8 protein-coding genes are annotated in these 13,112 nt (G+C 60.1%); all 8 read right to left on the bottom strand.

Annotation, left to right across the window (positions count from 1 at the left end; all coding sequences use genetic code 11):
• Nucleotides 1-86 precede the first annotated feature (86 nt).
• The 8 genes from EA462_RS15940 to EA462_RS15905 all read right to left on the bottom strand — a co-directional run bounded on the left by EA462_RS15940 (nt 87) and on the right by EA462_RS15905 (nt 13,069).
• Nucleotides 87-1,637, bottom strand: coding sequence for a PKD domain-containing protein (locus EA462_RS15940; RefSeq protein ID WP_124179572.1), 1,551 nt, complete (start codon nt 1,635-1,637; stop codon nt 87-89).
• A gap of 298 nt (nt 1,638-1,935) precedes the next feature.
• Nucleotides 1,936-3,765 (bottom strand): PKD domain-containing protein, encoded by a 1,830-nt coding sequence (locus tag EA462_RS15935; protein ID WP_124179571.1) that lies wholly within the window; start codon nt 3,763-3,765, stop codon nt 1,936-1,938.
• 184 nt (nt 3,766-3,949) lie between these two features.
• Nucleotides 3,950-5,872, bottom strand: a complete 1,923-nt coding sequence (locus tag EA462_RS15930; RefSeq protein ID WP_124179570.1) for a glycosyl hydrolase family 18 protein — start codon at nt 5,870-5,872, stop codon at nt 3,950-3,952.
• A gap of 96 nt (nt 5,873-5,968) precedes the next feature.
• Nucleotides 5,969-7,966: a glycosyl hydrolase family 18 protein gene (locus EA462_RS15925; protein WP_124179569.1), complete on the bottom strand. Its 1,998-nt coding sequence runs from the start codon at nt 7,964-7,966 to the stop codon at nt 5,969-5,971.
• 486 nt (nt 7,967-8,452) lie between these two features.
• A complete protein-coding gene (locus EA462_RS15920; RefSeq protein WP_124179568.1) occupies nt 8,453-9,619 on the bottom strand; it encodes an ABC transporter ATP-binding protein in 1,167 nt (388 codons plus the stop codon).
• Nucleotides 9,620-9,700: 81 nt separating this feature from the next.
• Nucleotides 9,701-10,627: a carbohydrate ABC transporter permease gene (locus EA462_RS15915; protein WP_124179567.1), complete on the bottom strand. Its 927-nt coding sequence runs from the start codon at nt 10,625-10,627 to the stop codon at nt 9,701-9,703.
• The gene (locus EA462_RS15910) at nt 10,624-11,610 is read right to left on the bottom strand and encodes a carbohydrate ABC transporter permease (protein ID WP_124179566.1); all 987 of its coding nucleotides are present in this window, start codon (nt 11,608-11,610) and stop codon (nt 10,624-10,626) included. Before EA462_RS15910 ends, EA462_RS15915 begins: the two co-directional genes overlap by 4 nt.
• Before the next feature lie 178 nt (nt 11,611-11,788).
• Nucleotides 11,789-13,069 (bottom strand): extracellular solute-binding protein, encoded by a 1,281-nt coding sequence (locus tag EA462_RS15905; protein WP_243641451.1) that lies wholly within the window; start codon nt 13,067-13,069, stop codon nt 11,789-11,791.
• Nucleotides 13,070-13,112 lie beyond the last annotated feature (43 nt).

Below are 13,112 nucleotides of genomic sequence, written 5' to 3'. Positions count from 1 at the left end.
ATCGAGTGGTCGTCGTTCGAAACTCGAACCGAAAAATGAAACGACGTGATTGATCACCGTTCTCCGGGCGAAGCGGCCTCGAGAGGTCAGCTGTCGCTACTCTCGAACTCGGAGAAGACGGCCGAGAACTCGCCGCCGTCGTCTTCGCCAAGCACCCACGGCGCGATGCTGTACATGCCCCTTTCGTTGGCGAAATCGACGAGATCGCTCGCGATATCGGTTGTGATTTCACCGAGATACGGCGTCACGCCGACCATCCCCCACAGCTCGTCTTCGGACCGTTCGGGATACACCTCTTCGAGGAACTCCACCGTTCCCTCGAGCGCCGAGGTGATCGTCTCGAAGTTCTCGGGCTCGCTGTCGTAGTGCATCGTCATGGGCTGGACGTAGTCGAGTTCGAGGCCCTTCTCGACGGCGTCCTCGATGAAGACCTTCCCAGGAGAGTGACCCCAATCGACGATTCCATCCGGAGTAGCTGCCACTGTAAAGCCAACGGTGATCTCGGGCCGTTCGTCTTTGAGCAACGCGAGGGCCTCGTTTCGGATCTCGTGGAGATCGTCCGGTCGATCCGAATCGGTGGCGTTCTCGTCGTCGATGTCGAGGTGCGTGGCGTCGAACGCATCGAGGAGATCAGCGTAGGCGTCCTTCAACTCCTCCGGATCGTCCGCATCGCGAGCGACGACGGGACTCTCCCAACCGCCGATCGAGAGGCCGACCTCGATACCGTCGTCCTGGAGCGTCTGGATCTCATCGGCGTAGTCGTCGAGTGGCTCCTGTTCGCAGGACCCGACGTTACAGTTCGCCAACCAACCGGGCGTGATCTCGCCGTCTCTGGTGGCGTCACCGATGAACGACATGATAATTCGATCGGCGTCTCTCTCGAGGGTGCCGTCGACGATGTCGTACCAGGTCCCCTGGTACGGCGTGTAGACGCCGTCCGGCGTCGGTGGCTCGACATCTCCCACGTAGACGGTCGTTCCGGTGCTGTCGGTCTCGCCGTCGTCGTCTTCGACGGTGAGTTCGATCCGATAGTCGCCCTCCTCGTCGTAGCCGTGGGTAACGACTTCACCGGTCGTTTCGGTACCATCACCGAGGTTCCACGCGTACGAGTCGATTTCCCCCTCGGAACCGGATGCATCGAGCGTGATCTCCGTTCCGGGTTCCGGACTCGGATCGCTGACGGTGAACGAAGCACTCGGTCCGGGGTCGTACACGTCGATCTCTTCCCATGGACCCCACTCGGATTCGCCGGGTTCGTCGCCCTGAGTCCACCACTGGGCCTCCCAGACGTAGCCATCGTGTTCGACTCGATCGTCGCCGGTGTAGACGGTGTCTGCATCCCACGGCGGATACTCCCCGTTATCAGCGTCGTTGTCGTTCTCGTTGTCGTTATCGTCCTCTTCGAGTTCTTCCCAGGGGCCCGGCCCGGTGTCGGGTTCGTCCCCCTGAGTCCACCAGTTCGCTTCCCAGACCGAGCCGTCGTAGACGACCCGATCACCCCCCGTATACACTGTCTCTGAATCCCATTCGGGATACTCTCGAGCCGTGACGCTGGCGGTAGCGCCGACGCCGACGCTCGCCAGGACAGCGGATAGTTTCGATGCGTTGCGCAGTACGTCTCGTCGTGTTCGTTTCATGGTTTGGTAGTGAATGTGCAGTCGATGGACTCCCCGACGGACTGCCGTCCCCGGACTCGGCTGTGTTCGGAGTCCGACCGTCTGACCCCGGGGACGTTCAGTACGTTATCTCCCCACAATAATAATATTTCCTACTAGTGTTATTTGGATATAATATACATTCTCACCGTTTCGTCCGAATACTATCCGTAGATCGGTCGTGTGCCGACGAAAAGCACTCCGTGTACTGGTCCGGCGGCGAGCAGTTTTACTCCGCGTTCGATAGGTGCTCGAGCCAAAGAATCGAGGCGACTTCGGATTAGTTCCCGAAGCGGTTTTTCATATCGAGCGTTTCGACCAGTTCCGTGTTTTGCTCGATGTCGTCCATGTCATCGCGGAACTCGACGTGACAGGTGTCGAGCATCACCTCGAGCAGGTCCTCACGCGGCCAGTCGTACTGATCGGGGCCGGTGACGTTTCCGTAGGTCATCGAGAACTTCTGGTTGGGATAGAGCGTCCGGTACATGTACGGGTTGTTGTGCTGTGCCATCCGGACGCCGTACGCCGACAGCGGCGCGTCGGTTCCCTCGAATGAACCCGGTTTGGACTCGTCCGGCAGCGCCACCTCGATGACGTCGCGCTGTGGGTGACCCACCGAGAAGTTCTTGCGTTGTGCGTTGTCGTAGGAGAACTGATCCAGACCGGTTCCGCCTTTCGACGGCCCGACCCACCAGATGACCGCGCCGTCGATCAACAGCGGTACGTCGGTGGTGTTCTCGAATATCAGCGCCGTATCGAACTGCCAACCGTCCCCGTGGAGTTCCGCGGTCGCCTCGAGCGGCGCGTTCGCACTGAAGCCGTTGCCAAGGGACTCGCCCGTGAGCGGATGGACCTTATTGACTGCGGCGTCGATGATCGGATTCTCGACGTTGGTGTACTGGTCGTCGCTGACTCCACTGCTCCAGTCTTCGCGTTGGGACTGATGGTAGACGTCGTCGAAGTCCTCGCCCAACGGCCACGCGTTCTGGACGAACACCGACGGATCGTTCGTCGCCGCTACTGGTCCCGCGTCGGCCGTAAGACCACCGCCCCGTCCGCTTCCATCGTTGAACGGAATCGGTTCGGTCTCCTCGGCCAGCCCCGCCAGCCACGCCACGAGCCGCGCGGTGTTTGCTCGTGCCACGCCGACGTCGTCGAAATGCTTGACCAGCTCGAGTCCGCGGTCGCCGAGCGCGCCGAGCTCCATCGATCCGTCTCCAGCGTCGTTCTCGATCGCGTCGAGATCGGCCCCGTGCTCGCTTGCATCCTCGTGTAACTCGTTCTCGAGCAGTCCGGGAACGCCACCTTCGGTTTCTTCCGGATAGAAGTCCCTGTCGAACTCCGCGTAGAACTCCTCGAGAGCGGTGTCGGCGGTCAGGTCGCTATCTGGCTCGTCCGCGACGGTGACGGTCGTCGAATCGGTGTCGGTCGCCCCGTCGACATCGGTGACGGTCAGTTCGACCTCGTAGTCGCCGTCCTCGTCGTAGGTGTGGATGACGACCTCGCCGGTTGCCTCGGTGTCGTCACCGAGTTCCCAGTCGTAGCTCTCGATTTCGCCCCCCGAGTCGGCGGCGTCGAACTCGACCTCCTCGCCCGGGTCAGGGTTCGAGTCGCTGACGGAGAAGCCCGCCAATACGTCGTCGTCGCCGTTATCGTCATCATCCTCGTCTCCGTCGTCGTACTCTTCGATCTCTTCCCAGGGGCCCCACTCGGATTCGCCGGGTTCGTCGCCCTGCGTCCACCAGTTCGCTTCCCAGAGGTAGCCGTCGTAGACGACGCGATCACCGCCGGTGTAGACGGTGTCTGCGTTCCAGGAGGGGTATTCGCTGTCGTTGCCGCCGTTACCGTCGTTCTCATCGTCGTTTTCGTCGTCGTTGGCGTCTTCCTCGAGTCGTTCCCAGGGACCAGGACCCGCGCTGGGTTCGTCACCTAGGGTCCACCACTGGGCCTCCCAGACGGAGCCCTCGTAGACGACCCGGTCTCCCGAATTGTAGACCTCGTCCGGATCCCACTCGGGGTAGTCCCGTGCAGCGGTGCTCGCGCTGGCACCGAACAGGAGTGCGGTCATTGACGATGCTGTACCGAGGACGTTTCGTCGAGTTCGTTTCATGTGTTGGGTGTCGAATCATTCGGATACCGGACGTCGGTCCGGCTGCTTGTACTCTCTCGAAATGCGCCGCCAACGAAGGTCCGTGGCGGGCGTCGGTTCGGCCGTGGATATCCAGTCACTCGCGGTTTCGGACGGCTCCATCCGACATCGAAGCCGAGACGGTCCTCGAGAGACCGTCGTGCGACTAGGTCGTCTGTAAGATCGTATCCAGCAGCGATTCGTCCCAGTCCTGGGCGAGTTCCCAGAACATCACGCCCTGCATACCGCGTTCTTTCGCGAACTCGACCTTTTCAGCGATCGACTGCTCGTCGTCGTAGCTGATGAAGGTCTCTTCGTCCTCGTTGACCAGATACGGCACCGCACCGGGCTCGTGGCGCTGCTTCTCCCAACCGTCTGCGTCCTCGTAGTTCTCCTCCAGATCACCGAAGTCGAACGCGCCGGTCGGATCCTCGCCGTCTGCAAGGAGGTGGTGCCAGGTCCCTTCGGGAAGTGCATCCGGTCCGAAGCCGATGCCGTCGTAGGGTTCGGTCGCGTTGTTGAACCCACGGCCGTAGAACGGCATGCCGAGGACGAGTTCGTCGTACGCTGCGGGTTCCGCCGGTGGGTACTCCCACTGACCGGGCCAGAAGCCCTCCTCGCCGTGATCGCCCGCCCACAGCTCGTCGACGGCGTACTCGACGTAGTATTGATCGTGGTGATCGTCACCGTATTCGCTCGTGTCGAGGGGGTGATCGTCACCGTAGATCGGTGCGTTCAGCCCCGCCGTGTCGTGCCACTCGCCGGTGAAGTCATACGCCATGACGTAGACCGAGTCACAGACATCACCGATCTGGCCGTGTCGGAGGCCACCCGCGTTCCAGTCGGAGCCGCCGTTGGCGACCGACAGGTAGTAGTACTGGCCGTCCTCGTCGGCCGCCTCATCGAGAGCCTCGCGGAGGTCCTCGAGCAACAGAACGTGGTTTTCGTAGTCGTCCGCGTTCCCACACTGACATTGGCCTTGCTCGGGGCCCGGGTGTTCCCAGTCGATGTCGACGCCGTCGAAGTTGTACTCGCGCATCAACTCGACGCAGTTATCCGCGAACGTCTCGCGGGCGTCCGGGTCCTCAGCGATGATGTGGAAATTGTCCGAGAGCGTCCAGCCACCAACAGAGAGGTGAAGCCGACAGTCGACGTCGTCTGCCAGATTCGCGAACTCTTGTAGGTTCTCTTCGTGCGTCTGGCGCGGAATGTCGAACTCCGTTTCGTCGTCCTCGGGTGGGAAGACGTTGCCGTCCTCGTCGAGTGCGATGAACGCGTACAGGACGTCGGTTACCTTATCGAAGGGGATGTCGCTCGGATAGTAGTCCTGTTCGTCGTTTGCTTTCCAGCCGGGGTAGTAGCCGACGACTTTGAAGTCGTCGCCTGGACCCTCGATTTCGTCGGCGACGGTGATTTCGAGGGCTGCAGTATCGGTTTCACCGTCCTCGTCGATAACGGTGAGTTCGACCGTGTACTCGCCGGTCTCTTCGTAGGTGTGGGTAACGACGTCGCCGGTCGCTTCGGTGTCATCACCGAGTTTCCACTCGTAGCTCTCGATTTCGCCCGTCGAATCGGAGCCGTCGACCTCGATTTCGTCACCGGTTTCGATTCGGGTGGCACTCGTCGTGATGTACGCTTCGAGTTCCGGCGGGTCCGGATCCGGCTCGTCGTCGATAGGCTCGACTTCCTCCCAGGGTCCCCACTCGGTATCGCCGGGTTCGTCGCCCTGGGTCCAGTAGTTGGCCTCCCAAACGTACCCCTCGTAGGTGACCCGGTCATCGCCGGTGTAGACGGTGTCCGCATCCCACGCTGGATACTCTTCATCGTTGCCGCTGTTGTCGTTCTCGTCGCCACTCTCTTCAACTTCCTCCCAGGGGCCGGGGCCGGTGGCGGGCTCGTCTCCGCGCGTCCACCACTGGGCCTCCCAGACGGAGCCCTCGTAGACGACTCTGTCTCCCGAGTTGTAGACCTCGTCCGGATCCCACTCGGGGTAGTCCTGTGCTGTTGCGACCGAACTCGCGCCGAGTCCGGCGAACAGGATCGGTACCTTCGATGCGTCGTTCAGTAGGTCACGCCGTGATCGTTTCATGGGTCTCTGTTGGTCGTGTGTGTTTCGGATTGTCGGTACTGTGCAGTGATCGGACGGGGCGTACAGACGCCGGTGCCGCTGGATTCGCTCGTCATCTCACTCGTTGAGCGTATTCCAGAGCGTTCCGATGAGATCTCCCTCGTAGGTGTCTCCACCGATCGCCCACAGCATCGTTCCGCCGTACGGGGCGTCTCTGAGCCACTGCATCTTGGCCTCCATCGACTCTTCAGTTTCGTGGGAGATCATCGTACGCTCCTCGGCGTTCCAGCTCCAAGCCATGACGGCCTCTTCGTCGAAGTACGTCTCCCACTCGGAGCTCTCGAGGTTGACGTTGTTACTGTTGCCGCGCCCGTCTCCGCCGAGGTCGAACCACTCCCAGACGCCGGCGTAGCTGCTTCCCATCGCCGGATCCCAGCTCGGATAGGAGCCGTCACCGCTCGCATCTGCTCCGTCGCCTTCGTACTCCTGGAAGAGACCGTCGTCCTCGCCAGTGCCGAAGTCACCCTCTGGCGGCTGGACGTCCGTCCAGCTTCGGCCGTAGAACGGGACAGCCATGTTGAGCTGGTCGGGGTCCCAGCCCTGGTCTTCCCAGTACTGGAGTGCGTACTCTGCGTTCCAGATCTCGGCATCCTCGAAGGTGTCGTCGGAGCTTTCCATCAGCGGCGCGTGGTGGCCGGTCGTCTCGCTCCAGATGCCCCGGTAGTCGAACGTCATCACGAGGAGGAAATCGAGGATGTCGGAGAGTTTGTCGTGCTCGAGTCCGTTCATCCCGTCTTCGACGCCTTCCGCGACGTCCGGGTTCGCACTCACCGCGGCGGTGAGTTCGTACGGTTCGTCCCGATCGGGATCGTTCTCGGCGGCATCGTCGAGATGATCACGGACTTCCTGACAGAGCAGCGTAAAGCGCTCCTGATCGCCCTCGCGGACGATGTTATCCATGTCACAGACCGGATCCTCGTCGGTACAGCCACCGCCGCCGGGGAACTCCCAGTCGAGATCGATGCCGTCGAGGTTTCCTCGATCGACCCACTCCACGCAGCTTTGAGCGAACCGCTCGCGGTTCTCCTGATCCAGGGCTGCGTTCGAGAAGTACTCGGAGTCTCCCCAGCCGCCGATCGAAAGGACGAACTTGGTGTCGTCGTGTTCGGCGGCGTGTTCCGCAAAGGTGCCACCGTCGACGCCTCGCCAGTCGTCACCCTGATCCCAGAAGGCGCCCTGTCCGTGGCTGTCACCGACGAGTGTGACGGTGCCGTCCTCTTCGGGCCGTGCGAACGCGTACTGAACGTGTGTGATCTGGTCGTACGGAATGTCTCGAGGGAGGTAGTCCCGGTCGTACTGTGCCCACTGTCGGTAGTACGCGACGACGCGTTTTTCGTCCGAAGACGGTCGGCCGGCGGTGATCCTGACGGAGTCCGTATCGGTCTCTCCGTCGGCGTTTTCGACGGTCAGCGTGACGTCGTACTGCCCTTCGTCGAACGCGTTCGAAACGACCTCACCGCTCGCTTCGGTCCCATCACCGAACTCCCAGTCGTAGCTCTCGATTTCGCCCTCCGAGTCGGCGGCGTCGAACTCGACCTCCTCGCCGGGGTCGGGGAACTGCGTGCTGATCGAAAAGCTCGCGGTCAACTCCTCGTCGTCCTCGTCGTCCTCGTCGTCTCCGTCGTCGTACTCTTCGATCTCTTCCCAGGGGCCCCATTCGGATTCACCGGGTTTGTCACCCTGGGTCCAGTAAGTAGCCTCCCAGACGTATCCTTCGTAGACGACGCGGTCGCCACCGGTGTAGACGGTGTCTGCATCCCACGGGGGATATTCCCCGTTATCAGCGTCGTTGTCGTTCTCGTTGTCGTTTTCGTCGCCACCCTCTTCGAGTTCCTCCCAGGGACCCGATTCGGTATCGGGTTCGTCCCCTTGGGTCCACCACTGGGCCTCCCAGACGGAGCCCTCGTAGACGACCCGGTCACCCCCCGTATACACGGCGTCTGGATCCCATTCGGGATAGCTCTCTGCTGAAACTGCACCACTGGCACCGATTCCAGCCAGTAGGGCGGATAGTTTCGTTGCGTTACTCAGTACGTTTCGACGTGTTCGTTTCATGGATATCGTTTGTCGGTGGTTCGCTCGTTCGCATCCAATAGCCACAAACAATCGTGGCCATCATAATATTATACTTTCTCCTATAAAATAATATCGGAAATATAGACGTTATTTATATTGAAGGCTTTTTGATTGTGTACTATTCTACAATAAAAGTGAAGCTGAGATATGGTTTATATACGAACATGATCGAGCCAATCCGAGAGCGAGCCGTCGGACCCCTACACAAAACCGTAAGCGTGCGACCAGGAGTCCAGCAGTCGAACGTCACAAAGAGACGGCGAAAAGATCAACTCGACGCCAAACCGACCGTCATCGTCGAGTCGGGAGCGTAGCAGTTGATCTGCGACAGCGCAACGCCGGATGCGTCGAGACGCGGGCCCGAGTCGAAGCGCGAGACACGCTGATCCAGGTTGCAGTGACTCGAGGGGTTTTCAGATCGAAGCGGTACCGAGTACGAACTACTATTCACCGATATCGCTTTGATTATGCGGTCTCTGCGCGACCGCTCGTTTCCGTGACCGGTTTCGAGTCGATCGGTTCGTCGCTGTGTTTGACTGCCGCCCCTGATTCGGCATCGAAGAGATGAGTCTTCGTACCCGGAACGTGCATGTGTATCCGGTCGCCGGCAGCGACTCCGACGTGGCCGTCGGTCGTTACCGTCACGGACGTTCCGCCGACCTCGAGATAGACGTTCGTCACGTCGCCCATCGGTTCGGTGACGGTAACGTCCGTTTCGATCAGTCGATCAGGCTCGGCGTGGGTCTGTGGCGTCTCCGTGAGAGTGATGTGCTCCGGTCTGATTCCGAGAACGAACCTGTCTCCGTCGAGATCGGCGGGAGCAGAATCCGATAGCGGAAGCGTAAAGTTCTGATGACGGAGACTCCCGTCCTCGGGATCGGCTTCGACATCGAGGAAGTTCATCGGCGGTGAGCCGAGGAAGCCGGCGACGAACTGGTTGGCCGGTCGGTGATAACACTCCAGTGGCGTTCCGACCTGCTGTAGCTGACCGTCGTTGAGGACGACGATCCGATCGCCCATCGTCATCGCCTCGGTCTGGTCGTGGGTCACGTACACCGTCGTCACGTCCAGTTCCTTTTGCAGCTGTTGAAGCTCCGTCCGCATCTGGGCACGTAGCTTGGCATCGAGATTCGACAGGGGCTCGTCCATCAGGAACACTTCGGGATCACGAACGATCGCACGACCGAGCGCGACGCGCTGTTGTTGACCACCCGAAAGCGCTTTCGGCTTGTCCTCGAGCAACGATTCGATGCCCATCATGTCGGCAGTCTCCTCGACGCGCTCGCTGATTTCGTCCGCGGAGAGATCCGTGGACATCTTCAATCCGAAGGCCATGTTCTCTCGAGCGCTCATATGTGGATACAGCGCGTAGTTCTGGAACACCATCGCGATATCCCGCTCTTTCGGTTTCTGGTCAGTCACGTCTTCCGGTCCGAAGCGGATTGCGCCGTCGGTCACCGTCTCGAGGCCGGCGACACACCGAAGGGTCGTCGATTTCCCACAGCCGGACGGGCCGACGAAGACGACAAACTCGCCGTCTTCCATCGAGAGATTCAGATCGTCGACGGCGACGATCGACCCGCCTGGTGAGTTGTACTCTTTGGTCAGCTCATCTATGTTGACACGTGCCATTTGTACTACGGTGGTTCGCGAGGATATTTATAACTACCTAACGACGGATGAACAGATCAAACGAAAACAGTGAAGATCGACTTACTGTTTGACGCTCCCTTCAGTGAGTCCCTCGACGATCGGCTTCTGGAAGAGGACAAACAGGAGCAAAACGGGAGCCGTTGCGACCGTCGATGCGGCCATCATTTCGCCCCAGTAGGCTGTCGTCTGCGTTTCGAAGCTCTGAATGCCGATCGCGAACGGAGTCACGTCGCCGCTGGCGAGAATCGACGCGAACAACACCTCGTTGAACGCAACGAGGAAGACGAACATTCCCGTGGCAGCAATGCCTGGAGCAGCCATCGGGAGCACGACACGGACGAGTGCCTGTATTCGCGAACAGCCGTCGACCCGCGCCGCCTCCTCGACGGAGTCAGGGATCGTATCGAAGAATCCCCTGAGCATCCAGATCGCCACCGGAATGGTGAACGTCGTGTAGACGAAGATGATTCCGTGATAGGTGTCTACCAGCGGAATTGCGAAGGTATCCTGGATCCAGACGAACAGCAGGAACATCGGGATCAAGATGAGGATTCCCGGTATCATCTGCGTGCCGAGCAACGCGCCTCCAACGGCACCTTTCCCGGGGAACCGGTACTTCGAGAAGGCGTATCCGCCCAGACAGCCGACGATGAGAGCGAAGACGGTCGTCGTACTCGCGATGATGAGACTGTTGATAAAGTAGTCCAACACCGGGAACCGCCCCCACATCGTGACGTAGTTCTCGTAGTGGAGGATCTCGGCCAGGAGAACGGGATCCTGAACGATGGCCGGAATCTCTGCGAGCTCGAACGGTAAGAGCTGCGGATCTGCGGCCGTGATCTCGGTCCGGGTCCGGAAACTCGAGATGACCATCCAGTAGATCGGAAACAACGCGAACAGTAATAGAGTGCCGAGAACTCCCTTCGTCAAGAGATCGAACAGGCGCTCCGTGGCCGACGACGACAGCTGAAGTCCCGTGGGAATCATTGGTCTCCCTCCGTAAAGTCCTCGTCAAACAGATACTTGTAGTACGCAAGCGCCATCGTCATCGCGATCGCAAAGAGGACGACGCTCATCGCCGCACCGCGGCCGAACTGGAAGTTCGAGAACGCAAAGTCATAGATGTACAGGATCGAAACCTGGCCTGCTCGTGGCGGCTGTGCGCCGAGCAGGACGTACGGCGCGGTAAAGTTGATCATAGTCCACAGCATCACCAGCAACACGACCACGGCGGAAACCGGTTTTAGCTGCGGAAAAGTGATGTGGCGGAACTTCTCCCACCGGCCAGCTCCATCGATCGCTGCGGCCTCGTAGAGCTGTTCGGGAATCGACTGCAACCCGGCATACAGCATGATCATCACGAGCGGGAACTGCGTCCACGAGTGGGTGAGGACGAGCGTCCAGATGGCGTTGTCCCCGATGAGCCAGTAGATCGGCTCGTTGATGACCCCGATCGACATGAGAATGTTGTTGATGATGCCGCTCTGTTGCTGGAACATCATTCGCCAGATGAGCAGCGTGACGACGACCGGCGCGACCCACGGCAGTAACAACAGCGTTCGCGCCACGAATCGCCCCTTGAACTTCTGATTGAGAACGAGGGCTGCCGTTAGCCCGAGAACGTACGTCACCACCAGGGTTCCGACCGCGAAGATGACCGTCTGCCGGACCGAGAACCAGAACCGGCCGCCGACCACGGTACGTGGATCCAATACGTACTGATAGTTCTCGAGCGCGACGAACGGGGCTGCATGCCACCGGTAGATGTAACTCGAGTCGACGCCGAGAAAACTGATGAGCGTCCCCCAGATGATCGGAATAAAATGAATAAGAAACATCATCGCGAGCCCCGGGGCGAGGAGTTTGTATGCAAAACGCTGCTGTTCGGTCAGCCGATTGTACAGCGGGAGATAGCTCCCGAGGTGAAGATCGGCTAGTCGGCTTCGAAACTGTCTCGTCGTACGTACCATAACGGTTATGAGGGTTGAGTTGGGTTAATGTTTTTGTTCTCTCGAACGCGGTAGCGATACAGGTCAACGTCACAACGGCTGTGGATCGAGAGACGACGTATACGGCAGGGGATCGACGAGCTGATCCACCGCGAACGCATCGCAACTCGCGGGGGATAGCTGATTCGACCGGAATCGACTATAACGTCTGGTGTGCGACTTCCGCGGCGTCGTCGAGCGCGTTCTGGACATCCCCTTCCTCGAGGTCACCGGTAACGGCATTCTGGATGACCTCGGCAACGGATCTGTTGAGTTCGCCCTCGATCTCACCCCAGCCGAGCACCTGTGGGTACGTCTGTGCGACCGGGAAGACGTCATCGTTGAACGTCTGGTAGACGTCGTGTTCGAAGTACTCGGTGTCGAACCCGTCGGGATTGGTCGGCAGGAATCCGACCGTACTCGAGATTTCGGCGTTCGGTTCGGCGCGGAGCAGGTATTCGATCCACTGTGCGGCTGCTTCGGGCTCGTCGGTCCACGGGTGGATACCGAGCAGCTCCATGCCGAAGAAGGTGCCGCCGTCGCCGTCGGGGCCGACGGGCGGAGCGGAGATCGAGAGGTCGTCTAGCGACTGGCCGTCCTCTTCCTCGTACGCGCCGACGGTTCCGAGGGCGTCGATGGTGCTGGCCATCTGTCCGCCCGCAAACGCACCGTTGATGTCTGCAGCGGCCCACTCGACCGTTTCGGAGTCGAGCACGTCGTACTCGGCGTAGAGGTCTGCATAAAACTGGAGCGCCTGGACTCCCGCTTCGTTGTGGAAGGCCGGCTCGGAGTTGTCGTCGGTGAGCAACTGTCCGCCGCTCTGCCAGAGGAACATCGCGAAGTTCCGCATGGGCTCGTAATCGGATCCCATGAGTGCGAACAGGTGATTGTCGCCGTCGTATGCCTGTGCTTGATCGACGAGACCGTCCCAGTCTTCGGGGTGTCCGGCGACGTCACCAGCTTCGACCTCCTCGTCTACCTGTTGCCACGCGCGCGGACCCCAGAACCACGGGATACCGACGAGCGTATCCTGAAACGTCGCGACGTCCATCGCACCGTCTTCGAACATTCCGGTGTCCGGGATGTGATCGACGACCTCGTCGGACTCGAGGTCCATCCACCCGTTCGCATCGTACTGTTCCGGGATCCAGGTCGAAGCGATTTCTTGAACGTCCGGGCCGGTTCTACTCGTGATATCGCTCATGAGCGTATCCTGAGCTTCACCCCACCCGACGGTTTCGAACTCGACGTGGATTCCGGTCTCCTCTTCGAACGCCGCCGTGTGTTCTTCGAAGTAGTCCTCGATACCGGGCGCGTCCATGTATCGCGTCTCGATCGTCGTCCCGTTGCTTCCGTCACTGTCACCGATACACCCCGCGAGACTGAACGCGGTCGCTGCACCAGTCGTTGTAAGCACCTTCCGGCGAGTATGGTTTCTCATAGCTAAGCCTCGTCCTCGTATAGCAACACGTTGTACATAACTT

The organism is Natrarchaeobius halalkaliphilus (assembly GCF_003841485.1).
In the GTDB taxonomy this organism is placed as follows: domain Archaea; phylum Halobacteriota; class Halobacteria; order Halobacteriales; family Natrialbaceae; genus Natrarchaeobius; species Natrarchaeobius halalkaliphilus.
This window is presented reverse-complemented; position numbering and strand designations above follow the sequence as displayed.